At 70.4% G+C, this 26,119-nt stretch carries 21 protein-coding genes and 1 tRNA gene; 17 read left to right on the top strand and 5 right to left on the bottom strand.

Annotated features, from left to right (window positions below; genetic code table 11):
- Positions 1 to 134 precede the first annotated feature (134 nt).
- From tmk to ACLQ2N_RS13710, 4 genes are all read left to right on the top strand, one after another.
- Positions 135 to 3,464: a dTMP kinase gene (gene tmk, locus ACLQ2N_RS13725; RefSeq protein WP_425812564.1), complete on the top strand. Its 3,330-nt coding sequence runs from the start codon at positions 135 to 137 to the stop codon at positions 3,462 to 3,464.
- A 149-nt stretch (positions 3,465 to 3,613) separates the two neighbouring features.
- Entirely contained in the window at positions 3,614 to 4,819 is a 1,206-nt protein-coding gene (locus ACLQ2N_RS13720) for a DNA polymerase III subunit delta' (protein WP_425812562.1), read from the top strand.
- A 94-nt stretch (positions 4,820 to 4,913) separates the two neighbouring features.
- Positions 4,914 to 6,464: an alpha/beta hydrolase gene (locus tag ACLQ2N_RS13715; RefSeq protein WP_425812560.1), complete on the top strand. Its 1,551-nt coding sequence runs from the start codon at positions 4,914 to 4,916 to the stop codon at positions 6,462 to 6,464.
- Between the two features lie 118 nt (positions 6,465 to 6,582).
- A tRNA-Thr gene (locus tag ACLQ2N_RS13710) sits at positions 6,583 to 6,656 on the top strand.
- Between the two features lie 122 nt (positions 6,657 to 6,778).
- On the opposite strand, the gene ACLQ2N_RS13705 is transcribed toward ACLQ2N_RS13710, so the two are convergent.
- Both ACLQ2N_RS13705 and ACLQ2N_RS13700 read right to left on the bottom strand, forming a co-directional pair.
- On the bottom strand, positions 6,779 to 8,389 hold the full coding sequence (locus tag ACLQ2N_RS13705; protein WP_425812558.1) for a tyrosine-type recombinase/integrase: 1,611 nt from the start codon (positions 8,387 to 8,389) through the stop codon (positions 6,779 to 6,781).
- A complete protein-coding gene (locus tag ACLQ2N_RS13700; protein WP_362250645.1) occupies positions 8,386 to 9,069 on the bottom strand; it encodes a helix-turn-helix domain-containing protein in 684 nt (227 codons plus the stop codon). Before ACLQ2N_RS13700 ends, ACLQ2N_RS13705 begins: the two co-directional genes overlap by 4 nt.
- A 109-nt stretch (positions 9,070 to 9,178) precedes the next feature.
- Between ACLQ2N_RS13700 and ACLQ2N_RS13695 the strand changes: the two genes are divergently transcribed.
- The 6 genes from ACLQ2N_RS13695 to ACLQ2N_RS13670 all read left to right on the top strand — a co-directional run bounded on the left by ACLQ2N_RS13695 (position 9,179) and on the right by ACLQ2N_RS13670 (position 15,967).
- Positions 9,179 to 9,394, top strand: coding sequence for a hypothetical protein (locus ACLQ2N_RS13695; RefSeq protein WP_362250743.1), 216 nt, complete (start codon positions 9,179 to 9,181; stop codon positions 9,392 to 9,394).
- Positions 9,395 to 9,627: 233 nt separating this feature from the next.
- Positions 9,628 to 10,905 (top strand): DUF3631 domain-containing protein, encoded by a 1,278-nt coding sequence (locus ACLQ2N_RS13690; RefSeq protein WP_425812556.1) that lies wholly within the window; start codon positions 9,628 to 9,630, stop codon positions 10,903 to 10,905.
- A 364-nt stretch (positions 10,906 to 11,269) separates the two neighbouring features.
- Positions 11,270 to 12,196 carry a DUF2637 domain-containing protein gene (locus tag ACLQ2N_RS13685; RefSeq protein WP_425812554.1) on the top strand — a complete coding sequence of 309 codons (927 nt, stop codon included), beginning with the start codon at positions 11,270 to 11,272 and terminating at the stop codon, positions 12,194 to 12,196.
- Positions 12,197 to 12,592: 396 nt separating this feature from the next.
- Positions 12,593 to 13,153, top strand: a complete 561-nt coding sequence (locus tag ACLQ2N_RS13680) for a MobC family plasmid mobilization relaxosome protein (RefSeq protein ID WP_425812552.1) — start codon at positions 12,593 to 12,595, stop codon at positions 13,151 to 13,153.
- The gene (locus ACLQ2N_RS13675) at positions 13,150 to 14,850 is read left to right on the top strand and encodes a relaxase/mobilization nuclease domain-containing protein (RefSeq protein WP_425812550.1); all 1,701 of its coding nucleotides are present in this window, start codon (positions 13,150 to 13,152) and stop codon (positions 14,848 to 14,850) included. Before ACLQ2N_RS13680 ends, ACLQ2N_RS13675 begins: the two co-directional genes overlap by 4 nt.
- A gap of 325 nt (positions 14,851 to 15,175) precedes the next feature.
- The gene (locus ACLQ2N_RS13670) at positions 15,176 to 15,967 is read left to right on the top strand and encodes a plasmid replication/partition related protein (protein ID WP_425812548.1); all 792 of its coding nucleotides are present in this window, start codon (positions 15,176 to 15,178) and stop codon (positions 15,965 to 15,967) included.
- A gap of 281 nt (positions 15,968 to 16,248) precedes the next feature.
- On the opposite strand, the gene serS is transcribed toward ACLQ2N_RS13670, so the two are convergent.
- Positions 16,249 to 17,541 carry a serine--tRNA ligase gene (gene serS / locus ACLQ2N_RS13665; RefSeq protein ID WP_425812546.1) on the bottom strand — a complete coding sequence of 431 codons (1,293 nt, stop codon included), beginning with the start codon at positions 17,539 to 17,541 and terminating at the stop codon, positions 16,249 to 16,251.
- Positions 17,542 to 17,738: 197 nt separating this feature from the next.
- Here serS and ACLQ2N_RS13660 point away from each other — a divergent pair, with 197 nt between their 5' ends.
- The gene (locus ACLQ2N_RS13660) at positions 17,739 to 18,761 is read left to right on the top strand and encodes an NAD-dependent epimerase/dehydratase family protein (RefSeq protein ID WP_425812544.1); all 1,023 of its coding nucleotides are present in this window, start codon (positions 17,739 to 17,741) and stop codon (positions 18,759 to 18,761) included.
- A 16-nt stretch (positions 18,762 to 18,777) separates the two neighbouring features.
- On the opposite strand, the gene ACLQ2N_RS13655 is transcribed toward ACLQ2N_RS13660, so the two are convergent.
- Positions 18,778 to 19,797 (bottom strand): DNA-binding protein, encoded by a 1,020-nt coding sequence (locus ACLQ2N_RS13655; protein ID WP_425812542.1) that lies wholly within the window; start codon positions 19,795 to 19,797, stop codon positions 18,778 to 18,780.
- Positions 19,798 to 20,335: 538 nt separating this feature from the next.
- Between ACLQ2N_RS13655 and ACLQ2N_RS13650 the strand changes: the two genes are divergently transcribed.
- From ACLQ2N_RS13650 to ACLQ2N_RS13625, 6 genes are all read left to right on the top strand, one after another.
- A complete protein-coding gene (locus tag ACLQ2N_RS13650; protein WP_328943550.1) occupies positions 20,336 to 20,551 on the top strand; it encodes a hypothetical protein in 216 nt (71 codons plus the stop codon).
- Positions 20,548 to 20,814: a hypothetical protein gene (locus ACLQ2N_RS13645; protein ID WP_425812540.1), complete on the top strand. Its 267-nt coding sequence runs from the start codon at positions 20,548 to 20,550 to the stop codon at positions 20,812 to 20,814. Before ACLQ2N_RS13650 ends, ACLQ2N_RS13645 begins: the two co-directional genes overlap by 4 nt.
- Before the next feature lie 212 nt (positions 20,815 to 21,026).
- Complete coding sequence (locus tag ACLQ2N_RS13640) at positions 21,027 to 21,386, top strand: hypothetical protein (RefSeq protein WP_425812538.1); 360 nt, start codon at positions 21,027 to 21,029, stop codon at positions 21,384 to 21,386.
- 4 nt (positions 21,387 to 21,390) lie between these two features.
- Entirely contained in the window at positions 21,391 to 22,692 is a 1,302-nt protein-coding gene (locus ACLQ2N_RS13635) for a radical SAM protein (RefSeq protein WP_425812536.1), read from the top strand.
- Positions 22,689 to 23,567: a radical SAM protein gene (locus ACLQ2N_RS13630; RefSeq protein ID WP_425812534.1), complete on the top strand. Its 879-nt coding sequence runs from the start codon at positions 22,689 to 22,691 to the stop codon at positions 23,565 to 23,567. Before ACLQ2N_RS13635 ends, ACLQ2N_RS13630 begins: the two co-directional genes overlap by 4 nt.
- A gap of 14 nt (positions 23,568 to 23,581) precedes the next feature.
- Positions 23,582 to 24,364, top strand: a complete 783-nt coding sequence (locus ACLQ2N_RS13625; protein ID WP_425812532.1) for a hypothetical protein — start codon at positions 23,582 to 23,584, stop codon at positions 24,362 to 24,364.
- Between the two features lie 65 nt (positions 24,365 to 24,429).
- Here ACLQ2N_RS13625 and aspS read toward each other — a convergent pair whose 3' ends face one another.
- The gene (gene aspS, locus ACLQ2N_RS13620) at positions 24,430 to 25,746 is read right to left on the bottom strand and encodes an aspartate--tRNA(Asn) ligase (protein ID WP_425812530.1); all 1,317 of its coding nucleotides are present in this window, start codon (positions 25,744 to 25,746) and stop codon (positions 24,430 to 24,432) included.
- Between the last annotated feature and the right edge of the window lie 373 nt (positions 25,747 to 26,119).

Here is a 26,119-nt window from a genome sequence, read left to right as displayed (position 1 = left end):
CTCTGCCCCGGGCCCCGCACCTCAAACGCTGGCGGGCTGGATGATGCGGCCGGGCTGGGTCGTCCGGCTGGGCTCGCGGGTGTTTGTTCGGGTGGGGGGCACGGGCGATGCGGGTGTCCCGTTAGGCTGGGCGGATGACGCGAGCCGAGCAGCCTACGGTCGTGAGCCCCACCTCCGACGCACTTGCCGCAGACTCACGCGAGCGCGCCGTACGAGCCCTGTTGCGTGTCCCTCCGCTGAAGCGGTTGTGGAGCGCCCAGCTCGTCGGCAGTACCGGCGATGCACTCGCCCTTCTCGTGCTGGTGCTGCTGTCGCTGCAAGCGGCGGTTCTCGAGGGCTCATTCGGGGCCGGATACCGAGGGGCGGCCTTTGCCGTCGCCGCCGTGTTCGGGGCCCGGACCATTTCCACCCTGCTCTTCGGAGCCGTACTTCTCGGGCCGTTGACGTCGCTCACGGCGCCGGGCGGGCCGGTCGACCGGCGGTGGCTGATGATCGGGGCCGACGGGCTGCGGCTCCTGCTGCTCGTCGTCGCGCCCCTGTGGATCGACTGGACGCCCTCCAACGCGCTCACGATGATCCTCGTCACCGTCTTCGTGGCCGGGGCGGCCGAACGGCTCTGGACCGTCGCCAAGGAGAGCGCGGCCCCCGCACTGCTGCCCGCGCCGCCGATCGAGGGCGCCGCCGTGCGCCCCCTGCCGGACCACCTCGACGCACTGCGCCGGCTGTCCCTGCGTACGGACTTCGCGGCCGTTCCCCTGGCCGCGGCCGTCCTGCTGGTCGCCACGGTGATCGGCAGCCTGCTGGGCTCCGGCCTGGACTGGTTCTCCTTCCACCAGGCGGCCCTCGGCTCGTACGTCGCGGCCGGGCTGTTCTCCGCCTCCGTCTCCACCCTGTACTTCCTGGAACTGCCGGGTACGCAGACGCCGCGCCCGCGCTCGCCCCTGGAAGGATTGCGGCGGCCTTCGGCGGGGAACGGCCCCGACAAGGGACGCACCGGTTCCATCCCGCTGATCGTCGCCACCTGCGCGGCCGTCGCCGGTGCCATCGCGGCCGCGGCCGCCGTCGCCGTGCTGCACGCCAGCGACCTCGGCGGCGGGCCCGTCACCCTCGCCCTGCTCGTCCTCGCCCTCACCGGCGGCACGGGTGTGGGCATCCGCACGGCGGGGAAGGTCCTGCCCACGCTGTCGCGGCGGCGGATGCTCTCGTTCGCCACCGCCGTCACGGGCATCGCCCTCCTGGCGATGGGCCTCGTCCCGGACACCGCGACCGTCGTCCTGCTCGCCGTACTCGCCGGATACGCGGCGGGCGTCGCCGCGAACACCGGCCATGTCCTCGTCGACCAGGAGACCGAGGAGGCCCGCCGGACCAGGACCACCGAGCACCTCCAGGCCGTCGTCCGGGTCCTCATCGCCCTCGGCGCGGTCGGCGGCCCCCTGGTCGCCGCGGCCATCGGCACCCACCGGCTGACCATCGGCGACTTCGTCTTCGCGCACGGCGGCGCCGCGTTCACCCTGATGCTGGTCGGCGCCCTGCTGCTGCCCGTCGCGGTCATCGTCCTCGCGAAGACGGACGACCGTTCGGGCGTACCGCTGCGGCGCGACCTGCGCGAGGCCCTGCGCGGCGGCGATCCGGCCGTCGCGCCGGCCGCGAACGGTTTCTTCATCGCCCTGGAGGGCGGCGACGGAGCCGGCAAGTCCACCCAGGTCGAGGCGCTCGCCGAGTGGATCCGGGCCAAGGGCCACGAGGTCGTCGTCACCCGTGAGCCGGGTGCCACCCCGGTCGGCAAGCGGCTGCGGTCCATCCTGCTCGACGTGTCGTCGGCCGGGCTCTCCAACCGGGCCGAGGCCCTGCTGTACGCCGCCGACCGCGCCGAGCACGTCGACTCGGTCGTCCGCCCGGCCCTGGAGCGCGGCGCCGTCGTCATCTCCGACCGCTACATCGACTCGTCCGTCGCCTACCAGGGCGCGGGCCGCGATCTGGCCCCGACCGAGATCGCCCGCATCTCGCGCTGGGCGACGAGTGGCCTCGTACCGCACCTGACCGTGCTCCTGGACGTCGCGCCCGAGACCGCGAGGGAACGGTTCACCGAGGCACCCGACCGGCTGGAGTCCGAGCCGCCCGAGTTCCACGCCCGGGTGCGTTCCGGCTTCCTGACCCTGGCCGCCGCCGACCCGACGCGCTACCTCGTGGTGGACGCCGGGCAGGAACCGGAGGCCATCACCACGGTCGTACGCCACCGCCTCGACCAGGTCCTGCCGCTCTCCGAGGCCGAGATCAAGGCCCGCGAGGAGGCCCGCAGGGCCGCCGAGGAAGAGGCCAGGCGCCGCGCCGAGGAAGAGGCCGCGCGCAAGGCCGAGGAGGAGCGTCTGGAGCGCGAGCGGCAGGAGCAGCTCGCCAAGCTCCGCGCCGAGGAGGAGGAGCGCAAGCGCCGCGAGGAGGAGGAGGCGCGCCGCCGCGAGGCCGAGCGCCAGGCGGAGGAGGCCCGCCGGCGCGCGGAGGAAGCCAGGCGCCGCGCCGAGGAAGAGGCCGCGCGCAAGGCCGAGGAGGAGCGGCAGCGTGCCGAGGAGGCCCGCCGCGTCGCCGAGGCCGAGCGCGCCCGCCGCGAGGCCGAGGAAGCGGCGTACGAAGCGGAGCAGGCACGACTGCGCCGGCAGGCGGAGGAGGAGTCCCGCCTCCGCAAGGAGGCCGAGGCCGCGCGGCTGGAGAAGCAGCGCAAGGCCGAGGAGGCCCTGCTCCGGGCCGAGGCCGCTCGCCGGCAGGCCGAGGCGGAGGCCGAGACCAAGGCCCGAGCCGAAGCGGCTGCCGCCGAGGAGCGTGCCCGTGAGCGGGCCGCCCGCGAGGAGGAGGCCCGTGCCCTGGCAGCGCGGCAGGAAGCCCGTGCCCGGGCAGCCCGGGAGGAGGAGTCCCGGCTGCGGCAGGACTCCGGAAGCTCTGCGCCCTCGGAAGCCGGCGGTTCCGGCAGCGGTGAGGAACCCTCCGGGCCCGACAACGAGCTGACCGTGCCCACGCCGATCGTCGACCCGAACGAGATCACGCAGCCCGTTCCCGCCCCCGCGGATCCGGCGTCCGGTTCCGGCCGTGGGCGCGGCGGGCCCTGGCCGTCCGACCAGGACGAGACGACCGTGATCCCCAAGTTCTCGGACGACTCCGAGGAGACGACCGTGCTGCCCGCCGTGCCGGACCCCGGGCGCGGTGGCGGTGTACGGGAGTCCGACCCGTCCGACCGCGTGCCGCGCGGCATCTTCCGGGACGAGCGGCAGGCGGAGGGCGACAACGAGCGCACCCGTGAGCTGCCGCAGATCACGGACCCGCACGCGCAGCAGCAGCCCCGGCGCCCCCGGCCCGACTGGGCGGAGGAGACCCCGCTGGACGACCTGCCCAGCCTGGCCGACGAACTGCTGGGCGGTTACGACGACGAGGGCCCGGATTCGACGGGCGGCCGGGGACGACGGCCGCGCCGCTGACCGGTCCTGCGCCGACGCAAGTACGCCGATGGCCTCGCGCCTCCACGGGTGCGGGGCCATCGGCGTCCGCGTTGTCGGACCCGTCCCTCACAATGGGAGACCGGATCGACGCGAGCCACACGTCGAGCGAAGCGGAAAGGCGGTGCCCCATGTCCGTGTGGGACGACCTGGTCGGCCAGGACCGGGTGCAGGAGCAGCTGAGCGCCGCCGCCCGGGACGCCGACGTGCTGGTCACCTCCGACGCGGCGGGCGAGCCGGTGCCGCCCGGCTCGAAGATGACGCACGCCTGGCTGTTCACCGGACCGCCGGGCTCCGGGCGCTCCACCGCCGCTCGGGCCTTCGCCGCCGCGCTCCAGTGCACCAGCCCGGACCGCGCGCTGGGCGGGGCGCCGGGCTGCGGCTTCTGCGACGGCTGCCACACCAGCCTCATCGGTACGCACGCGGACGTCGACGTGATCCGCACCGACCTGCTCTCCATCGGTGTGAAGGAGACCCGTGAGCTGGTGCGCCGCGCCCAGCTCTCGCCGGCCGTCGGGCGCTGGCAGGTCATCGTCATGGAGGACGCCGACCGCCTCACCGAGGGTGCCGGCAACGTCCTTCTGAAGGCGGTCGAGGAGCCTGCCCCGCGCACGGTGTGGCTGCTGTGCGCGCCCTCGCTGGAGGACGTGCTGCCGACGATCCGCTCGCGGTGTCGGCACCTCACCCTGCGTACGCCGCCGGTCGACGCGGTCGCCGACGTCCTGGTCCGCCGGGACGGCATCGACCCGGAGCGGGCCGCCGCGGCGGCCCGCGCCACCCAGGGGCACATCGGCAGGGCGCGCCGCCTCGCCACGGACGAGCGGGCCCGGGCGCGCCGGGCCGCGGTGCTGAAGCTGCCGCTGCGCGTCGAGGACATCGGGGGATGCCTCAAGGCGGCGCAGGAGCTGATCGACACCGCGACCGAGGACGCGAAGCAGGCGTCCGAGGAGGTGGACGCGAAGGAGACGGAGGACATGAAGGCGGCGCTCGGTGCCGCCGCCGGGGGCCGCATGCCCCGCGGAACGGCCGGAGTGATGAAGGACCTGGAGGACAGGCAGAAGCGCCGCAAGACCCGCACCCAGCGCGACAGCCTCGATCTGGCGCTCACCGAGCTGACCGGCTTCTACCGCGATGTGCTCGCCCTGCAGTTCGGCTCGCGGATCGCTATAGCCAACGCCGACGCCGAGGACGCCCTGGACCGCGTCGCGCGCGCGTCCACCCCGGAGCGCACGCTGCGCCGGATCGAGGCGGTGTCGGCCTGCCGCCGCGCCCTGGACCGCAATGTGGCGCCGTTGCTGGCGGTGGAGGCGATGACCATGGCCCTGCGCGCGGGCTGAGGTGTCCGGCGCCGCCGGGCGCCGACAGGCGCGCTGCATCACCCGAAAGAGGAGGGAAACGGGTGTGCGGCGACGGGGCGGCTACGCTCCGGACATGGACACCAGGCGCCCGTTCCGCACTCTTGCCCTCGCGCTCGGCACTGCCGGCCTGCTCGTCTCCGGGTGCAGCGGCGGAGACTCGTCGTCGGGAGCCGACTCCTCCGCCGGTGCCGCGTCCGCGTCGCCCTCGGCCGTGCCGGCCGGTCTGAAGCCGTACTACGCGCAGCGCCTCAGCTGGCGGGACTGCGGCGTCAGCGGCTTCCAGTGCGCGACGATGAAGGCGCCGCTGGACTACGCGAAGCCGGACGACGGCGAGATCAAGCTGGCCGTCTCGCGCAAGAAGGCGACCGGCCCCGGCAAGCGGATCGGCTCCCTCCTGGTGAACCCGGGCGGCCCCGGCGGATCGGCCATCGGCTACCTCCAGGGTTACGCGGGGATCGGCTACCCCGCCCAGGTGCGGGCCCGCTACGACATGGTGGCCGTCGACCCGCGCGGGGTGGCGCGCAGCGAGCCCGTCGAGTGCCTGACCGGGCCGCAGATGGACGCGTACACGCAGGTGGACCAGACCCCGGACGACGACGCCGAGGTCGTGAAGCTGGGTGACGCCTTCGAGAAGTTCGCCGCGGGCTGCGAGAAGCGCTCGGCTGAGGTCCTGCCGCATGTCTCGACCGTGGAGACGGCACGCGACATGGACATGCTGCGCGCCCTGCTCGGCGACGAGCGCCTGAATTACGTGGGGGCGTCGTACGGGACGTTCCTGGGCGCGACCTATGCCGAACTGTTCCCCGGGCGCACCGGCCGCCTGGTCCTCGACGGGGCGATGGACCCTTCGCTGTCGTCGGTGGAGATGAACCGGGCGCAGACGGCAGGGTTCGAGACGGCGTTCCAGTCGTTCGCGAAGGACTGCGTGAAGCAGACGGACTGCCCGCTCGGGAGCACGTCCGCCTCCGACGCGGCGGACCGTCTGAAGAAGCTCTTCGCCGACCTGGACGAGGACCCGATCCCGACGGGCGAGTCGCGCGAGCTGGGCGAATCGCTCGCCACGACGGGCGTCATCGCCGCCATGTACGACGAGTCGGCCTGGCCCCAGCTGCGCGAGGCGCTGACCGGTGCCGAGTCGGGCGACGGCTCAGGGCTGCTGGCCCTGGCCGACGGCTACTACGAGCGGGAGCCGAGCGGTAAGTACGCCAATCTGATGTTCGCCAACGCCGCGGTGAACTGCCTCGACCTCCCGCCGGCGTTCACCGGCCCCGAGGCCGTCGAGAAGGCCCTCCCCTCCTTCGAGAAGGCGTCCCCGGTCTTCGGCAGGGGTTTCGCCTGGGCGGCCCTGAACTGCACCCACTGGCCCGTCCCCGCCACCGGCACCGCCCACCGCATCGAGGCCGAGGGCGCCGCCCCGATCGTCGTCGTCGGCACCACCCGCGACCCGGCCACCCCGTACGCCTGGGCCAAGTCCCTGGCCGGCCAGCTTTCCTCGGGCACCCTGCTCACCTATGAGGGCGACGGCCACACCGCGTACGGACGGGGCAGCGACTGCATCGACACGGCGATCAGCACGTACCTCCTGGAGGGTACCCCGCCGGCCGCGGACAAGAAGTGCACCTGACCTCCCCGCCCGCCGCTGACCTGCGGGTTCGCGGCGGGCGCGGGGTGGTTCGGAGCACCCCCGGAAACTGTGTAGACTTGGCGTCGCTGCTGATCGCATCATGGTGCGAACAGGGCGCGCCGCCTTAGCTCAGTTGGCCAGAGCAACGCACTCGTAATGCGTAGGTCTCGGGTTCGAATCCCGAAGGCGGCTCGGAATTACCCCAGGACTCACTCGCCGTGACCTGGGGTTTTTTCATGCTCGGGGCATGCCGAGCCGCACGACGGGGATGCCGTGGGAGTGCTTGCGTGAGCGATGCGTGAGCGGAGCGGCTGTCAGCCCTTGCGTGCGGCCTTCTTGGCCTTGCCCTTCTTCTTCCCCTTGACCTTCGCCTTCTCGGCCTTCTTCGCCTCTTTGGCGGCCTTCCGGGCCTGCTCCTCCTGGTCGGCCTTGCGTTGGAGGGGGACCAGCTTGGCGGTGGCCTCGGCGGCGCTCTTGCCGACGTGGGGGAGCACGCTCTGGTAGATGTCGCGCGTGATCCGGGTGTCGCTGTGCCCGAGCGTGTCCGACACGATCTTGATGTCGATGTCGGCCGCCAGCATGAGTGTGGCGGCGCCGTGCCGGAGGTCGTGCAGCCGGATCGGCGGGAGGTCGGAGGCGGCGACAAGGCGCTCGAAGAGGTCGGTGACCTTGCCAGGGTGGAGCCAGGAGCCGTCCTCCTGGGTGAAGACGAGCCCGGTGTTTACCCAGGCCGACCCCCACTCCGCACGGTCGGCATCCTGCTGTTCGCGGTGCCGCTTCAGGACGTGGACGGTGTCGTCGTCCAGGGCCACGACACGGAAGCCGCTGTCCGTCTTCGGCTCGGATGCCTCGACCTCCCAGCCGTCCTGGACAAGCTGGCCGGTGACCGTGAGGGAGTGCCGGTCAAGGTTGGTCTCCGACCAGGGCTGCCCGCACGCCTCACCTCGTCGCAGGCCGCGGAAGGCGATCAGGTGCCACATCGCGTACAGCCGGTCCTCGGCGACGAAGTCCAGGAAGGCCCCGGTCTGTTCCGGCGTCCAGACCATCACGGGGGACGGCTTCTCGCCGGTCTGCTCCCACTTGGCGACCCGCTCGTCCGTCCACACGAGAGCCTTCGGTTTGCGGACCGGGTCGATCTCGACGTGGGCCGCCGGGTTGAACGTGATGATCTGCTGCCCGATCGCGTCGTTGAGGGACGCGCGGAGCGTCGCCTTGATGTGCTGGCGCGTGGCGGGTCCGGTGACGCGGCGGAAGGGCGGCATCGCGTCGATCGCGGCCTTCATGGCCTTGCGGCGGGCGCGGTTCGCCACACCCTTACACGGGACGGTCGCCAACTCCTCGACCGCCGCACGCCTCTGGGCGTTCTGCTCCAGGATCTCGGCGTTGGCGTCGGTGATCGCGGTGAACATGTCGCTCAGGTGGCTGACGCGCAGCCGGTCGAGACGTCGGTGGCCGATGTGCGGCTTGAGGTGCACGCGGACGTCGGTTTCGTACCGGCTGATGCCCGACTTCCGGATGCGCTTGCCGGCGAGCCACCGGTCCAGCCACTCGGCCACGGTCAGGCTGCCGATGAGATCCTGGCCGGCCCTGAGCCGGCGCCGGGTCTCCTCCACGTCGGGCAGGGGCAGCTTCTCGCCGCTGACCTCGGCCAGCATCGCGGCGACCAGCTGTATGCCCTCGGGGTCGTCGACCTCGGCGAGCCCCAGGAGAGCCCGCACGTGGTCGAGATCGGCCTGGGCGGCCTTGAGACTGTCGTACCCGCCCCGCGCGAAGGACCGCCGGCCGCCGTCCTCGCGGGGCGGCAGCTCCTGGCGTATGGAGTAGGTGCAGTGATTCCTGCTGTTGCGCTTCGGGCAGGCGGAGCCGAGTTCCTTGCCGGACTTCGGGTCACGGCACGAGCAGCGGCGGTAGGTGGAGCCCTTCAAAGGCTTTCCTCCATGGTGGTGTTGGGGTCGGTTTCGGGCGGGTCGACATCGCCCAGTGCGGGTGGCAGGTCGGGTGGGGTGGCTCCCTCGTCGCGGATGTCCCGGCGGAGGTGGCGGAGGTTGTACTTGGCGGAGATGGCCTGGTCGGCGTATTCGGTCCGCCTGCGTTCGGCTTCTTCCTGCTGGGCGCGGCTGGTGGCCGTCTTGGCGGCGAACCGTGCCCGTTCTTCCTCTTCGAGCGCGGCGAGCGCGGTGCGCGTGAGTCTGGCGTGAAGCTCGAAGTCGGGGACCATGCCCGCGTCGCGTTCGGGCACCTCCTGTTCGCCGGTGAAGCGCCGTAGGGCGTCCCAGGTGGGGACGAGCCTCTGAAAGGGGAGTTCCTGGGTCTGATCGACGTACCCGACCGGGAAGATCAGGCAGACCGGGTACGTCTCCAGGGCGGCGGCCAGGACGATGACGTCCACCAGCGGCAGGTTGGCCCGGCGTCCGGACTCCATGTTGGCGATCACGTTGCGTGGGATCGGGTGCCCGAGCCGCTCGCACTGGTCCGCCAGGTCCTGTGCGCTCCATCCCATCTCCTTTCTCCGTCGCCGGACCTCGCCGGCCACGTTGGCCTTGATCCGGTCCACCCACTCCGGGAAGTCGTCGTCCTCTTCATCATCGAAACCGTGTTGTGTCATGCAGACACAGTAGCTCGCTCATGATGGTTCCTAGCCGCCTGGAGCCGGACGTGTTGGGCATGTTCGCCGAGGGCTGTGACGAAAGGAGCGCTACGTGCGCGATGAGGCGATGGCAGAGCAGGCGAAGAGCATGAGCCGTGAGGAACTGCTAGCCCTTCCAGTTGCCGTTGACCTGGACACAGGTAACCGTGCATTGGGTCTCGGGCGGAGCAAGGGCTACGAGCTGGCCAAGCGGGGCGAGTACCCGTGCAAGGTCCTGCGCCTGGGCAAGGCGTACCGCGTGGTGACCGCGGACCTGTTGAATCTGCTGGGGCTGGCCGCTTGAGGACGAAGCAACATAGCAGGCAGTTCTGCGCTGAGCTGACACAGAAGCGCTGGACTGTGGCCAGGCGTGGACGTACTGTCCGTGTTCCCTCGCGGTGGCCTGCTGCCCGCGAGAAGGGAATGGGCCCCCGGCGGTGCGACGCCGGAGGCCCGAGCAACCCCGAACGGCCCTGGAAGAACCAACCCGGCGGCAAGGGCGTGCGAGCCCGCCACCGCCAGACGAGGAGCTGCCCTGTGGAACACCCCGAACCCCAGCCCTATTCCAACCCCGACAAGCCCGTGTGGCCGCCGGTGGTCGCTCCCGGCAAGCCCGGCGAGTACATCGGCCAGGCTTCTACCGCTGACGGCGCCGAGGGCGCCGTGGCGGACGAGCCTGCCGAGGAGACGGAACCGGACCCCGAGCCGACCGCAGGATCGGTCCTGCTGGACGAACTGCGTCGGCGGATAGCGAAGTTCGTGATCCTGCCCTCCGAGCAGGCTCTCGACGCCGTCACGTTGTGGGTGGCGGCGACGCATCTCCAGCCCTCGTGGCAGCACGCCCCGCGCCTGGCGGTGGTGGGGCCGGCGAAGCGGTGCGGCAAGTCGCGGCTGCTTGACGTGCTGACCGAGACGGTCCACGAGCCGATGCTCACGATCAACACCACGCCGGCGGCGGTCTTCCGCTCCATCACCGAGGAGCCGCCCACGCTCCTGGTGGACGAGGCGGACACGATCTTCGGCACTCCGAAGCAGGCGGAGAAGAACGAGGAGATGCGTGGCCTGCTGAACGCCGGCCACCAGCGCAACCGCTACGTGACCCGGGTGGTCGGCAACGACCACACGCCCCACCGGTTCGCCACCTTCGCCATGGCGGCCATCGCCGGGATCGGCGACCTGCCCGACACGATCATGGACCGGTCGGTGGTCATCCGTATGCGCCGACGGGCGGAAGGCGAGAGCGTCCGGCCCTTCCGGTCGCGGCGGGACATCCCGTCCCTCCATGACCTGCGCGACCGCATCGCCGCCTGGGCGGCGCCCCTGGTGGACGAGGCCGCAGATCTGGAACCGGTGATGCCGGTCGAGGACCGGGCCGCCGACACCTGGGAGCCACTGGTCATCGTCGCCGACCTCGCGGCCGGTACCTGGCCGCGCCGTGCCCGTACCGCGTGCGAGCGAATGGTTGCCGCCGAGGCGGCTGCCGAGGAGGACCACCCCAGCGGGGCCCGCATTCTGGCCGACATCCGGCGCGTCTTCGTCGCCCAGCGCGAGGTCGATAGCCTCTCCACGGAGGAGCTGATCCACCACCTGCGCCAGGATCCGGAGAGCCCGTGGGCCGAGTGGGGGCGCAGCGGGCTCAGCCCGCGTGACCTCGGCTCGATGCTCCGGCAGTTCGGCATCAAACCCGGCAACGTCCGCATCGCCGACGGAACGCAGCGCAAAGGCTACATGCGCAACAAGTTCCTCGACCCCTGGCGCCGCTACTGCCCGACCGTCCACCCGGTCGACGCCGCATCAACCCACCCGCAGGGCTGACCCCGCCCCGCCCCCGCTCGTTGCCGTCCTTGCCGTCCCTGCCGTGATCGCGCAGGTCAGAGGGCATACGCGCAAGACGGCAACCGGGCCCAAGACGGCAACACGATCACCGTCGCCCGTGTAGACCGCCGGGACGTCGCCCGCATCCGTCTCGTGCCGTCCCACGCGTACGTGCCGTATCGCCGCAGTTCACCGGCCATGAGGCCAAGACGGAAAGCAGACCCGTACCGTCCGCGCCCCGCCTCCGCCCGGGGCGCGGCCGAGACGGACACCGACCGGGCCTGCCGTACCGGCCCTGGCCAGCGCTTGCAACGGCCAAGACGCCCAAGACGCTTCACACCACTACCCCAAGGAGTATCCCCGCTTGACTCTCCTCTCCCGCCTTCGACCACTACGCCGCACGCAGCCGGGTAGCAGGCCCGGTGAGGGGCGGCCGACGGCAACTGGGCACACTGCCGAACGGTTCGCGCTCATCGCGGCCGGAGTCGTCATCGTCCTTCTGACGGCCGGAGCGTTCTGGCTCTCCTACGCGCACCTGGCCGACGTTGCCGGCCAACACGGCCTCGGCAATTCCCCGATCCGCCGCTGGGCGTGGCCCGCAACTCTCGACGCGTTCATCGTCGCGGGCGAACTGCTCATGCTCCGCGCGAGCCTGCGCCAGGTCACCGACTTGTGGGCCATCGCTGTGACCGCCATCGGGTCGGTCGGATCCATCGCGCTCAACGTGGCGGGCGTGAGCGGAACGAGCGACGCCCGCACTGTGCACTGGCTCGACTACGTGGTCGCCGCAGTCCCGCCGACCGCCGCGCTCCTTGCTTTCGGCGTCCTGATGAGGCAGATCCACCAGCTCGTCGAGCGGCCCGACGGCCACCGAAAGTCCGTGTCCGTCCCGGAGTCGATGCCCCCGGCCAAGGTGGTCGTCCCGCTGGCCACTCCTGGCGAAGGCAGGGATCACGGCGACGGGCCGACGGAGCATCCCGACCCCGATCGTCTGGCCGACACCGCAACCCCGCCGGGCGGCGAGGCCACCAGCAAGCTCCCCAAGCCGACCGGAGCACGGCCTCGGCGTACCGGGCGCCCGCAGGACATCTCCGATGACGAGATCCGGGCCGTCGCGCGCGAGGTCATGGCCCGTACGGGAACCGCCTCCCCCACCGAGGTCGGCGAAGAGATCCGCGTCAACCGCGGCCGCAAGGTCGGCAACGCCCGCGTGAAGAACGTCTGCGACGAGCTGAACGCCCAAATGGTCGAGCCGGGCCCCGCGGTCGCAGTCGGCAGCAGCACCAGCTGACCCGTCCGCAACGACGCCCTTCGGTGGCACCGGAAGTACTTCCGGTGCCACCGAAACCCGGCCGGCCCACACCCCGAAACCGCCGGAATCCCACCGGCCCCCGCCCGTAGCGCCCACTCCTCCACAGCTGTGGACAGCCAACTACCGGCTGCACGTCGCCCGGCCTTCCCCGCCGACCTGCCTGCCCCTTCTGCCTCATCCGGAGAACTGCCCATGACGCGCCACCCGCACGACGCGCACGATGCCGAAGTCGTCCCGGGCGAACTGTCCATACCGGCGAAGTCACCTACGCTGAAAGAGCGCTTGCGGAACGCGTTCGGACGGCCTGCCCCTGGCGGAGCCAGTAGTACCCCGAGTCCGACTCAAGGCCGGTCTTCGGGGATCTCCGCCCCGGGGGTGGCGGAGACGGCCCGACGCCAGGGGGCGCCGGACCTGGAGGTCGGGACCGAGGGCGGCCCCGACCAGGACGAGCTCCACACCGTCCAGCAGCAAATCCTCCGCCCCACACCCGCCACCGAACCGACGGCCGGCGAGCGAGCGGTGCAGAGCGTGCAGCCGGCGATCCGCCGTTTCACCGGCACCAAACGGACCGTCCGCGTCGGCCCGCTGCGGTTCACCGGCGACGAGCACAACGTGCTGCAGGAGGCCGCTGCCGAGAACGGCTACAAGGGGGAATCCGGCTTCGCCGCCGACATCGTCCTCGCCTTCATCACCGGCCGGTTCACCGCCAACCTCCCGCTGTCCGAGGACCGCCGCCGCACCCACATGTTCCGCGCCCAGGTGCTGCGCGAGCTCAACCGCATCGGCGTCAACGTCAACCAGATCGCCCGCGCCCTCAACAGCGACCTCACCCCGCCCGACATCCGCCGACGCCTTGGCGAGCTGCACGATCTGCTGGAGCTGATCGCCGAGGCCCTGCGTGAACCGGACATCACCAGGAAGGACTTGGCCGCGTGATCGCCGCCATCAAACCGGCCGGGTCCAACACCCGTGGCCTGCTTGCCTACCTCTACGGCCCAGGCCGCCACGACGAGCACACCGACCCGCACATCGTCGCCGGCTTCGCGATGCTCGGCATGCCCGACCCCGGCCGGGACCCGGACGCCACTCTCACCCAGCTCGCCCGCCACCTCGACGAGCCCGTCCACCTTCGGAACAGCGAGTTCGGCAAGAAGGTCTCCGACCACGTCTGGCACTGCCCCGTCCGCACCGCACCCGAAGACCGCCACCTCTCCGACGCCGAGTGGGCCGACATCGCCCAGCGGATCGTCGAAGCCGCCGGCATCGCCCCGGCCGGAGACGACCTCGGCTGCCGATGGATCGCCGTACGCCACGCGGATGACCACATCCACATCCTCGCCACCACCGTCCGCGAAGACGGCCGCCGCCCCAGGCTCCACGACAGTGGCATCCGCGTCGGCGACGCCTGCCGCCAGATCGAGGCCGAGTACGGGCTGCGCCGACTGAAGAAGGGCGACGGTACTGCCGCACGCCGGCCCACCCAGGCCGAGATGCACAAGGCCCAGCGCCTCGGCTGGGAGCAGACCAGCCGCGACTGGCTCCAGGACCGCATCCGCGCCGCCATCCCCCACGCCAGCAGCGCCGAGGAACTTCTCGCCTACCTCGAAGCCGACGGCCTCGCGGTCAAACCCCGCCGCGGACCGTCCGGAGACCTCCTTGGCTACGCCGTCGGCCGCCCCGGCGACCTCAACAAGGACGGCGAACAGATCTTCCACCCCGGCGGAAAGATCGCCCCCGACCTCACCCTCCCCAAGCTCAAGGCCCGCCTCGAAGCCGGCCGGCCGGAGGAACACCCCACAGCCCGCCGCGACCGGCCCGCCACCGCCTGGCACCAGGCCACGGAAGCCCTCGACAGCTTCCGCACCGACCTCGCCGACGACACCCATGCCCAGGCGCATATCACCGCCCTCGGCGAACTCCTCGAAGCCACCGCCCAGAAAGCCCCCACCCACCTCCGCGCCGAACTCCATGCCGCTTCCCAGGCGTTCGCACGCGCCCAACGCTCCCAGATCCGGGCAGAAGACCGCGCCGCCCACGCCATCCGGAACGCGGCCCGCGACATCGTCCACACCGCCACCGGTCCCGACGGCAGCGCCCTCGCCGCCCTCATCGCCGCCCTCCTGTGGGCCGGGATCATCGCCAACCGCTGGCACGAGGCCAAGGGCCACGCCCACCAGGCCGACGCCGCCCGCCGAGCCCTCCACCACCTACAGGCAGCCGCCGACCAGGCCCTCACCCCCACGCTCGTCGTACTCGAACAGCGTCAACCGAAGCAGGAAACCCGCCGTACTCTCGCCCACGACGTCCGCGCCGCCGTCCCCGACCAGGCCGACCGCATCCTCACCGACCCCAGCTGGCCCGCCCTCGCCGCCCTCCTGGCCGACGCGGAGGCCCGAGGCCACCAACCCCACCAGCTCCTGAAGGAGGCCGCAGCCCAGCGCGAACTGGGTACAGCCCGCCAGCCGGCCCGCGTCCTGATCACCCGACTCCAGCACACCAGCCGCAACCCAAGCCCTAACCTTCGGGCTGAAGCCGCCCGCCTCCGCACCACGGCGGCGGTGACCGGCCAGCAGGCCACCGCCGCACAGCTGCCAGCAGTCCCCGGAGTCCGGCCCAACCGCCCGCGACGCTGACCCCTGAGATCTCCTCAGTGGCACCCGCGCTGTGCCCAGCAGGACACGTCTGCCCCGCAGCAGACCGCGGCTGTGCCCATATGGCCGGCCGCCACCGTGGCCGTTCTCCGGGCCGAGGGGCACAGGCGGATCCGGGACGCGATCGCCGTGGGAGGGCCGACGTGCATACCCGACGATCCCCGGTTAGGCAAGCCGGGGATTCCCCAGACCATTTACATGCCCGGGCCCTGCGCCCAACCCCACCAAGCCGCACAGCACCGCACGGTGCTGTCGGCACACCCACACCACAAGGAGCACCACCCTGAAGTTCCACCCCACCGCTGCCATGTTCCCGCCGCTCACCGACGAGGAGCTCCACGAGCTGACCGAGTCGGTCAGGACCCATGGCCTGCGTCACGCGATCGTCCTCGGCCCCGATGGGACCGTCCTCGATGGCCGCCACCGACTCGCCATCTGCAAGGCTCTCGGAGTCGAACCCCGCTTCACCACCTACGAAGGCGATGATCCCGACGGATACGCCTTGTCCGTCAACATCCGCCAGCGCAAACTGACCACGGGACAGGCCGCGATGATCGCTACCAAGGCCCAGGCCGGCACCAAGGCGCACGAGCACCTCTCCCCCGAGGAGACGATGCGTTCCCTCAGTGAGACGACCGGTGTCTCCACTGGCCGACTGGAGCTCGCCGACATGGTCATGCGACACGAGCCCGAGCTCGTTGAACCGGTCATCACGCGTACTGTCAGTCTGGACAAGGCCCACGAGATCGCACTCGCCAACAAGGCCCGGGCACAAGCCAGCCAGGAGTACCTGGCCCGGCTGCACACCGAGGCCCCTGACCTCGCGGACTCGGTCATCATGGGCGAACTCACCGCGCTTCAGGCATGGAACAAGCACCGGGATCGCATCAAGGAAGACGCACGGCAGCGCAGGGTCGCGACCTATCTCCTGTGTGATGTCGTGACGTCTCTGGCACAGACGCGAGGCACCAGAACCTTTGCCAAGTACGACCCCCAGTACCAGGCTCCGGGTCGCTCCGTCACCCGCGAGACCATCGCCCACGCGATGACCGCGCTGACCGAAATGGACGCTGTATGGCGGGAGCGTGACCTCCCCTGAGCCCTACCCGTGGGACCCGGCAACGGAAGGTCATTCGGCAGGTGGGCCACGTCTGCCCCACACCTCACCGGGTCCTTCGAGATGGATGGCCGGCACCTCCGGAGTCGCGTCCTCATCCCATGGCTCCATAGCCCGACTTGACCTCATGACGCCCTCTGGGGGCCAGCGCCGAATCGCACTGGCCCCCAGAGGCTTGCGCTTACCGGCGCGGCTCACCCTCGACGAGGCGGGCAACCGGCGGCCATGGAACTCGGAGCTCGCCGAGCAGAGCCCGGTACGCGCTACGCCTCCGGTGTTCCTTCCGCCGAGATGCGGCGGAAGCCTAGGTACGGGAAGAGGGATTCGGGCAGGACGATCGAGCCGTCCTGCTGCTGACACTGCTCGAGGAGCGCGGCCAGGGTGCGGCCGATAGGCAGGCCGGAGCCGTTGAGGGTGGCGACGAGCTTGGGCTTGCCGTCCTCGCCACGGGTGCGGATGTTGGCGCGGCGGGCCTGGAACGTGCCGAAGTTGGAGACAGAGGAGATCTCCCGATAGGTGCTCTGGCTCGGGATCCAGACCTCGATGTCGTACGTGAGCTGGGCGGAGAAGCCCGTGTCACCGGCCGCCAGCTTGACGACGCGGTACGCGAGGCCGAGCTCCTTCAGGCACGCCTCGGCGTGGTCGACCATCGTCTCCAGCGTGGCGTCCGCATCCGCCGGGTCGACCATCTGGACGATCTCGACCTTGGCGAACTGGTGCTGGCGGATCAGGCCCCGGGTATCACGACCGTACGAGCCTGCCTCGGACCGGAAGCACGGCGTGTGCGCGGTCAGTGCCAGCGGCAGGTCGGCCGGCGGGATGATCTCGTCGGCGTAGAGGTTGGTCAGCGGTACCTCGGCCGTCGGGATGAGGAACAGTTCACGGTCGGCTACGCCGGTCTTGAACAGGTCCTCCTCGAACTTCGGCAACTGTCCGGTGCCGGTCATCGTCTTGCGGCTGACCAGGTACGGGACTGCGTGCTCGACGTACCCGTGCCGGCGGGTGTGGATGTCGAGGAAGAGCGTCGCCAGTGCGCGCTCCAGGGCAGCGCCCGCCCCGCGGGAGACGACGAACCGGGGGCCCGACAACTTCGTCGCCCGGGCGAAGTCGAGAATGCCGATGCTCTCGCCGAGGTCGACGTGGTCCTTCGGTTCGAAGGAGAAGGCCGGCGGCGTGCCGACGCGCCGGACCTCGAGTGCGAACTCCTCTGAGTCGCCGTCCGGGGCCGCGTCGTCCGGCAGGTTCGGGATGGTCAGGAGCAGATCGCGCAGCTCCTCCTGTACCTGCTCCTGCTCGGCGTCGATGTCCCGGATCTGGTCCTTCAGCTCGCGGGCGCGCTCCTTCAGCTTGGAGATGTCGCCGCCCTGCTTGGCCGTCTGCTGGACCTCGCTCGCCACCCGCTTGGCCTCCGTCCGCAGCTCGTCGGCTGAGCGGATGTTCTGGTTGCGCCGGGACTGGAGGTGTTCCAGCCGGGACAGGTCCAGGGAGTAACCGCGACGAGCGAGCCGGCGAACAGCTTCGGCACCCATTTCGATCAGGGCGCGGGCGTCATGCATGAGGGGATCCTTTTTATCCAGCGAGTGGGATGGGGATTCCAGAGCGACGGTAGCAACAGCGACCCCTCGCGGATCCGGAATATCGCCGTGTGATCTCTACGGCGCAGCGCTACCGGCCCACGTACTGTCCAGATCCCGCCAGCCTCGACCAGGGCCGGGATGGTGCCCGTCCGGTGCTTCGTGACAGGGTCGACCCCATGCGGATTTTGGTGATGGGCGGCACCTGGTTCCTCGGCCGCGCGATTGTTGACGAAGCTCTGCGACGGGGCTGGGAGGTGACAACCTTCAACCGCGGCCGTTCCGGTGTGGTGGAGGGCGCCGACACGGTCCGCGGTGACCGTACCGACCCCGACGACGTGAAGCGGCTGGCCACTCACGGGCCGTGGGATGTCGTCATCGACACCTCCAGCAGCGAGTTTTCGCCTCGTGATGTACTCCTCGCCACCGAGGCCCTGCGCCCGGTTGCCGCCCGGTGGGTGCACGTCTCCACGGTGTCCGTTTACCAGGGCTGGCCCCACCACCCGCTCACTGACGATTCTCCGCTGCTGGAGTGCCCACCGGATGCTGACGAGTCGTTCGGTCACACCGGCGCCGACGGCAGCCCGACGAAGTACGGATTCCAGAAGGCTGGCGGAGAGGCCGCGGTGAGGACCGTGTTCGGGGACGATTCGGTGTTCGTACGACCTGGGGTGATCCTGGGCCCCGGCGAGTACGTCGGCCGTCTCCCGTGGTGGCTCACCAGGGCCCATCGCGGCGGCCCGATCGTTGTCCCGGCGCCGGGCGAGCAGCGCATCCAGCCCGTCGACGTGCGCGACGTCGCCGTCTTCGCCGTCGATCAGGCCGCGGCCGGTACCCCCGGGCGGGCCTTCAACATCGCCCACCCCGAGGGCATCAGCTGGGAGGACTTCATCAGCGCATGCCTCGCGATCACGGGCGGCGTCGGCCATCCGGTGTGGACCGACGCTGCGACCCTCACGGCGCACGACGTCAAGCAGTGGACAGAGCTTCCGCTGTGGCGTACCCATGCCGGCGTGTGGTCCGTCGACGCCTCCCGTGCCGCAGCGGCCGGGCTCCGGTGCCGTCCGCTCGCGGACACCATCGCCGACACCTGGGCGTGGATGCAGGCGGATGGACGACCGGTCGAGCACCCGAGGTGGTCCGAACACGGAGTGGCCCCGGACAAGGAGGCCCGGATCCTCACTGCCCTCGGGCAAAGGTAGGAAGGGGCGGAGCGGGTCAGGAGTCGATGGCGAGCAGTCCTCGCCCAGTACCCAGCTGCCTCGGCGCTGAGCGGCGGCCGAACTCCTCGATCCGCTCGCCTAGCGTGACCGCCGCACCCGCCCCCCTGAACGCGGGGGCGGTCAGCGCCCGCCTCAAGGTCCCGGTGCGCTCCAGCAGTCCCGCCACGCGTTGGTCCTCGGGAATCGCCCAGACCGTCTCCAGCGTCACGGCCGCCGCGTCCAGGTCGCCCCGCAAGAGCTGCGCGGCGGCGAGGTCAGCCGCGGCCTTCCCGCGCACCGACACCGACTGCCGGGCCGGCGGCCGGGACGAGACAAGAGCCAATGCCTGCTGCGCGGTGGCCTCGGCACCTACCCCGTCGCCGACGAGCAGGGCCGTCGTGCCGTTGGACATCAACAGCCGCTCCTCGCTGAACGCGAACTCACCGCCCACGCCGTCGTGCAGCTCGTCCCGCTCCCCTCGATCCTGCTGGGTCGATGCGACGAGCGCCCGGGTCGCCCGCTCGTGGTCTCCGAGGTGTCCGTGGGCGCGAGCCTCGATGGACAGCAGTCGACGACGCGCGGTGTCCCCCAATCCGGCATAGGCCAGCGCCGTCCGGGCCTGCCGTACCGCCTCGGACGGCCGTCCCGTGAAGTAGGCGCAGATCGCCAAGGAGCCGGTCGCGTAGGCGCGCAGCGGATCGAACCGAGCCATCTCCCCGTACAGGGCTGCCGACCGAGCAAGGCGAGCCGAGTCGTCCAGGGAGCCGAGGTCGAACGCGGCGGTCGACAGCAGCGCGCACGCCTGCCCCGCCACGATCAGCAGGTCCTGTTGCTGGGCGGGCACCTGCGTCAGCCCCCGCTGGTGCTCCGCCTCCGTGCGAAGCACTCTGGCGCGCCGGAAGATGTCGAACGCGCTCACCGCCCCATACGAGCGGGCGAGGGCAAGAGCATCGTCGCGGAGTTGGTCGATGGTGGTGTCGGATACGGACTGCGCGGCGGCAGCACCGGCTTCATCTGCGGCGTCACGTGCGGTCATGGCGATGTCACTTTCGAGGTCGTACACAGCGGGAGCCCCCGACATGGTCGGGGACGACGCAGGTGGAGGACCGAAAAGGGCTACGGTCTCCACCTCGAACAGGTGCTCAAGCACGCGGCATGTATCCGGTCCCGGCAGGGTTTTGATCCGGCCCGACGTCCACCGTCGGAACTGCGCTTCCGATACCGACAGGCCCGGTAAGCCGGCCTGCGAAGCCGCCCGCGCGAAGGCGGTGGCGAAGTCCCGGTACCGCCAGCGTCGTTGCTGGACTAATACCCGCAGCAGCGTGGCCGGATCTTGCATCGGTCGCTCCCTCAAAGTCAGGAGACGGACCACATCGCCCCGTCCCTATGCGTTGCCTACCGGCCAACAGGCTTGATCTGCAATGGAATCCGCACACATGACATGCCGATGCCACCTCCATGACACCCCACACACCCAAGTGGGCACCAGATGACACTCGCCGCGTCATGGCCGTGACACCCATACCGGAGCGACTCTTACGCCACCCCAAAGAGACCAGCGAAGGGAACGGACCGTGAGCAGCCCCCGGCTTCCCCGCCGAACCCCCGGCGCGACCAACCCGCAGTACGAGGCAGCCGTAGCCCCGTACGCGGAGTCGGACGCGGCCCCGTCGTTGGAGAGGCGCCGCTTGCCGCGGGCGGCGGAGGCATTCCGGACCGAGCACGGTGATCCCGCCACCTGGAGCTCCGCCCAGTTCGACGCCTTCCTCGGTCTCGGGGGTGCCCAGTGATCACGGCCAACGACGCGAATCTCTGGGTGGCGGACGACCGTGGCCACCAGCTCCTCGGCCGAGAGGTCGTCCAGCCCTCCAGCGGACGACGCGGAACCGTCGCCACCGTCCTGATCTACACCTCGAAGACCACCGACAAGGTGGTCAAGAGGGTCGCGCACATGCGTCCAATGGACGACTCGGGTCGCGAGTGGACGGCGGATCCCGGATCGCTTCAGCCGCTGCGCCCGAGCGCCTCGAACGTGGCGGCGGACACTCGGTGACCACCGTCCAGTCGGCACGGGGCAACGGCACCCGGAGCTGAGCAGACTTCCCGCCCGTTGCCGGTCAACCAGACGACCACGCGTGGGAAACGGCGCCCCTGGGCGCCGAGCAACAAACCGGTCGGAGTGCAGTCGGCACTCCGACCGACGGCCAGCAGAGCGGATCAGAGCTGCCCAACCCGGGCAGTCACCCTTCCATCAAGGAGATCGGCATGCCGAAACCCAGGAAAGAGAAGCAGAACCACCTGATCTACGCAGACGTCGTGGACTCCAAGTCCAAGGCGGGTGTGTGGATGGGCGAGCGCGCCTCCTTCCGCGACAAGCAGGGTCGCATCCTCGACGCGCTCAAGGACCGCACCGACTGGGTCGAGCTGAACGACGCGATCATGGTCATCAGCACCGAGCCCGCCGGCCTCACGGTCATCGTGCCGAACCCGACGCTGCCCGGCGTCATCGTCCTCTCCGACGGCGGCAGCCCAGCGGCCTCGGCCCAGCTCCAGGCCGGCGCCGAGGAGCAGGTCCGCGCCGTGATGGCCGAGCTGGGCATCGCCGAAGAGGAAACGGCGGCCTGACCCAGTGGCCGCTCCCCTGCTGCTGTGGGGGAAGTACTTCCAGTACGACCGGGCCGGGGAGGCTGTACTCCTCGACCCGGTCACCCTGGAAAGTGTGCTTCTCGACTCCGGCGAGGTCGCTGACCTCGCCGGGGTCTCCCCGACCGCGACCCATGAAGCCCTCGCCGGGCTCGGCTTCACCCAGGACGGCCCCGCCACCGACCGCCGTGAAGCACTCCACAACCGCCTCAACGCCCTTGGGTTCGACCCGACACCGCAACGGATCAGCGGGCTGCGGGTGGTCCTCACCGACCGCTGCAACATGGCCTGTACGTACTGCTTCGTCGACACCAACAGCGGCAAGCCGGACATGACCGAGGAAGAGCTCGCCACCGGCCTGGAGTTCCTGTTCGAGCAGAACGCCGGCCAGGATGAGGTGTCCATCCAGTGGTTCGGCGGCGAGCCGACCATCCGCTTTGACCTCATGAAGTACGGCGACGAGCTCGCGGACACCCTCGCCGCCCGCTACGGCGTCGACCGAGTCCGCCGGACGGTCGTCACCAACGGCGCCCGCCTGACGGACGAGGCCCTCGACCACTTCGTACAGCGCGAGTACGGGGTCGGGATCTCCGTGGACGGCCCGCCCGGAATCAACTCCGCCAACCGGCTCCTGCTCGGGGGCCAGCCCGCCGATGACCGCATCCGCCGCAACGTCGGCCGCCTGGTCGAAGCCAAGGGCCTGCACGTCGGCTGCAACCTCACTCCCACGGCGTCGAACATCGGGCGCCTGGCCGAGACCGTGCGATGGATCATCGACGACCTCGGCCTGAAGTTCATATACGTCAACACCCCCATCCCCACGGGGGGTGAGTGGCGAGTGAACGGCGCCGACCTCGCCCGCGAGCTGTACGAGGCCCGCCTGACCGCGCTCGGCCGGGGCGGGATGCTCTTCTCCGTCCTCGACCGCGCGTTTCAGGCCCTCGACACCCGCCGGCCGATGCTGTTCGACCACATGCAGGGCGACCGCAGCCTGAACGCCGCTCTGCTGCCCGGCAACCGGGTCAGCGTGTGCGACATCAACTTCACCGAGTCCTCGTTCCTCCACACCGTCGACGAGCTCCGCCAGAACCCCGGCCTGCTGGCCGCCGCGGCAAAGAAGGTTGCTCCGATCCCCGCCTGCGGCGACTGCCCGGCCTTGGCCATCTGCGGTGGACCGTCCCGCAACGAGCAGGCCCTCATCGGCGGCGACACCCCGGATCCGCAGATGTGCGCCTTCTACACGAGCACCGTGGCCATCGCGGTCTGGGACAACACGGGGGTGCAATGAGCACCCCCGCCCGCACCGCGCTGATCTCGACGGCCGGCCACTGCAAGGTCGCCTGCGGCTTCTGCTTCCGCGCCGACCGCGCCCACGGCTTCCTCAGCATCGACACCTATACCCGGGCCCTGTCCCGGCTGAAGGAGACCGGGGTGGAGGGCGTCTGCCTGACCGGAGGCGAGCCGACCCACCACCCCCAGCTACGGCAGCTCGTCCGCTTGGCCCACCAGTTCGGCATGGCGGTGTCCATGGTGACCTCGGCCCGCACCGAGGCCGAGGTTACCGCCCTCGCGGAGGTCGAGCACCTTCTGACCAACGTCACCGTCTCGGCCGATTCCGAGGGCGCGATGGCCCTTGGCCGGACGACCCGCACCGTGGTCTCCGCCGTTGCGACGCTGCTGGCCGTGGACGTTCCCGCGAAGGTCCTCCACTTGACCTATTTGGACGTGGCGGAGGAGGAGGCAGCGCAGATCGCCGGCCTCGTCGCCGGGACAGGCATTGAGGTCCAGCTCAGCCCCGTACTCCTGAACGAGCAGGGCTTGATCAGGGCCGGCGGATCGCTCCAGGACTCTGTGAAGCTCAGAGAGGCTGACACGGCGACCCTTGCCGGGCGCTTCCGTCTGTCCAACGCGTACCGGTCCTACCTCGATGATCTGCGTCGGATGCAGCTGTCCGACGACGAGGGCCATCCCTGCCGGTCAGCGACCCTCTACATGTCCGCCGGAGGCGAGATACGGCGTTGCCCCTACGGCGCGGACGGGGTCAGCGTCCAGGCCCCGCGTGCCGAGATCAGGGGCTTCCTCGAAGCGCCGTCGAAGGACCGTGTCGGACCCGACTGCGCCGCCATCTGCCGCCCCGCGTCGCACGCCTGCGCGGCGGCCTGAGCCAGGGAGCCATCGTGCACGCACCGGTCTCTGTCACCGACCCGCACAACTTCACCGCCTGCTGGAGGCAGCCGCCGAACTTTCGCCTGCACGCCCCGTTCGACTACCTCTTCATGCCCGCCATCGACATACTCCACCACATCCGCCAGGACGAAGAGGTGCGGTTCACCATCCTCGGCGAGGAGGACTGGCAGGTCCGCATGGACCGCACTGCCGCCTTCCGGACGGCCCCGGTCGAGGAGATCATCACCTGGCCCTTCCGCCTGGTGCACTTCAACCTCTCCCGGTTCTACGGCGAACTCCTGGAGGGTTTCCAGGACGAGGTCATGATCCCCTGGCGCACGTACCTCGCCTCCCAGGGATTCACATGGCAGCGGTGCGCGCCCATCCTCTTCCTGTCCTCGCAGGGGGCCACCTCCACGTACCACAACGACAACTCGCACGGCCTCGTCTGGCAGGTCCACGGCACCAAGACCTTCCACAGCTACCACAACCCCGACAAGCACCTGTCGGCCGAAGCCGCCGTCCTCGGTGAGACCACAGCCGAGGAACCGCCGGCCCACGACGAGACGGACCGGCAGTCCGTGACCATGCACCCCGGTGACCAGTTGTGGAGCCACGCCCTGACCCCGCACTGGGTCACCACGGAGTCTCCGCTCGCCCTCAGCGTCACGTTGTCCCATGGCGGCCTGTGCCACCAAGGCCGCTACGCCGACCGCGAGCTCGCCCTCCGGTCCCACTGGGACAAGAACCCGGCCGAAGCATGGACCCTCGACCTGGGCCACACTCGCTACTGATCAACCCATGCTGCTGCCCCCCACCGCCAGTCGGCGGTGGGGGGCAGCAGCACGTACGCACTCAATCAGGGAGTCAGCCGATTCGGGCCGCGGAAGAGGAAGGCCGCCTCGCGAATGGAGTCCAGACCGAGCATGACCATGAGGATCCGTCCGAGGCCGGCTCCGAGGCCGCCGTGGGGCGGGCAGCCGAAGCGGAAGATGTTCAGGTAGTCCTGCATCGGCTCGGTGTTCATGCCCTTCTCCTCCGCCTGCTTCAGCAGGACGTCGGAGCGGTGCTCGCGCTGGGCGCCGGTGGTGACCTCCAGGCCCTTCCACAGCAGGTCGAAGCTGAGCGTCAGGTCCGACCGGTCCGCCGGGCGCATGTGGTAGAAGGGCCGGATGCTCGCCGGGTAGTGCGTGATGAACGCGAACTCGTGCCCGGTCTGCTCCTTCATGTGCGCGGCGATCCGACGCTCACCGTCCGGGTCCAGGTCCTCCTTCACCCCCTCCGGGTCCCAGCCGCCAGCCCGCAGGACCTCCTGAGCCTCGGCCATCGTGATCCGCGGGAACGGCGTCTCCGGCACCGCCACCTCAACCCCGAAGACCTCCCGGATCCGCTCCCCGTGGATCTCGGCGACCTTAGCGATGGCGTGCGCCAGCATCCGCTCCTCGAAGCCCATCACGTCCTCGACGTCGTCGATCCACGACAGCTCCACGTCCACGCCGGTGAATTCGGTCGCGTGCCGCGAGGTGTACGACGGCTCGGCCCGGAAGACCGGCCCGATCTCGAAGACCCGGTCGATGCCGGCCGCCACCGCCATCTGCTTGTAGAACTGCGGCGACTGGGCCAGATAGGCCGACCGGTCGAAGTACCCGAGCTTGAACACCTCCGCCCCGGACTCCGAGGCGGTCCCCATCAGCTTCGGGGTGTGCATCTCCGTGCAGCCGTGCCCCATGGCGTACTCACGCAGTCCCTCTTCCAAGGTCGTCTGCACGGTGAACACGAGCTGCGCGGTCTCGCGCTTGCGGACGTCGAGGAACCGCCAGTCGAGCCGGTGCTCGGGCCCGGTCTGCTCGTCGATCGGCAGCGGCGTCTCCGCCCGGTTCAGCACCTCGACCGACTCGGGGACGAGCTCCAGACCGCCGAGCTTGACCTGGGCCGCGTCCACGACGCGCCCGGTGATCCGGACGGCGGACTCCGGGGTGAGGGACTCGAGGACAGCCTCCAGCGGGCCGCCGTCGCGCTTGTGGGTCACCTGGACCATGCCAGAGTGGTCGCGCAGGATCACGAACTGCATCTTCCGCTGCAGCCGGAGTGCGTTTACCCAGCCGGACACGGAGACGGTCTGGTCGAGGTGGCCACGTAGGTCAGAGGTCAGAACGCGGCTCGTAGTGTGGATCATCGCAGCCCTCCAGGGGCGTCGTCATGATCCCTTGGGAGTGCGGGCGAGAAGGGAACTCGCGGTACCACCGCACTTTCGCCACCACCCCGAAGGGCAGCAGCCTCATTCAGCCCGATGACGGGGGCGAACCGGCGGGGCATTGGGCCAAGCGGCCGTTCCTCCCCGCGCTCAGGAGGGTCTTCACCTCGGGCGCGAGTCCGCCTTCCCAGCTACCGGCGGCTCTCTCTGCTCGCGTGATCCTTGGCTACTCGTCTCCATCTACGCGTTGCCCACGAGAATAGGGATCCTGATAGTCCCCTGCAACGTAATCACGACGATGGCGCACGACCTGGCCGAATCGGGCTCCTCCGTCGGCGTCCGCGCACAGCTGTGC

The sequence above is a fragment of the Streptomyces sp. DT224 genome (assembly GCF_049844595.1).
Taxonomy (GTDB): domain Bacteria; phylum Actinomycetota; class Actinomycetes; order Streptomycetales; family Streptomycetaceae; genus Streptomyces.
This window is presented reverse-complemented; position numbering and strand designations above follow the sequence as displayed.

What these genes read in the sequence shown, in the direction of transcription:
- serS (WP_425812546.1), bottom strand. Translation starts at nt 17,541, where the DNA reads ATGCATGACGCCCGCGCCCTGATCGAAATGGGTGCCGAAGCTGTTCGC.
- ACLQ2N_RS13700 (WP_362250645.1), bottom strand. Translation starts at nt 9,069, where the DNA reads ATGACACAACACGGTTTCGATGATGAAGAGGACGACGACTTCCCGGAG.
- ACLQ2N_RS13720 (WP_425812562.1), top strand. Translation starts at nt 3,614, where the DNA reads ATGTCCGTGTGGGACGACCTGGTCGGCCAGGACCGGGTGCAGGAGCAG.
- ACLQ2N_RS13715 (WP_425812560.1), top strand. Translation starts at nt 4,914, where the DNA reads ATGGACACCAGGCGCCCGTTCCGCACTCTTGCCCTCGCGCTCGGCACT.
- ACLQ2N_RS13670 (WP_425812548.1), top strand. Translation starts at nt 15,176, where the DNA reads ATGTTCCCGCCGCTCACCGACGAGGAGCTCCACGAGCTGACCGAGTCG.
- tmk (WP_425812564.1), top strand. Translation starts at nt 135, where the DNA reads ATGACGCGAGCCGAGCAGCCTACGGTCGTGAGCCCCACCTCCGACGCA.
- ACLQ2N_RS13630 (WP_425812534.1), top strand. Translation starts at nt 22,689, where the DNA reads ATGAGCACCCCCGCCCGCACCGCGCTGATCTCGACGGCCGGCCACTGC.
- ACLQ2N_RS13660 (WP_425812544.1), top strand. Translation starts at nt 17,739, where the DNA reads ATGCGGATTTTGGTGATGGGCGGCACCTGGTTCCTCGGCCGCGCGATT.
- ACLQ2N_RS13640 (WP_425812538.1), top strand. Translation starts at nt 21,027, where the DNA reads ATGCCGAAACCCAGGAAAGAGAAGCAGAACCACCTGATCTACGCAGAC.
- ACLQ2N_RS13695 (WP_362250743.1), top strand. Translation starts at nt 9,179, where the DNA reads ATGGCAGAGCAGGCGAAGAGCATGAGCCGTGAGGAACTGCTAGCCCTT.
- ACLQ2N_RS13655 (WP_425812542.1), bottom strand. Translation starts at nt 19,797, where the DNA reads ATGACCGCACGTGACGCCGCAGATGAAGCCGGTGCTGCCGCCGCGCAG.
- aspS (WP_425812530.1), bottom strand. Translation starts at nt 25,746, where the DNA reads ATGATCCACACTACGAGCCGCGTTCTGACCTCTGACCTACGTGGCCAC.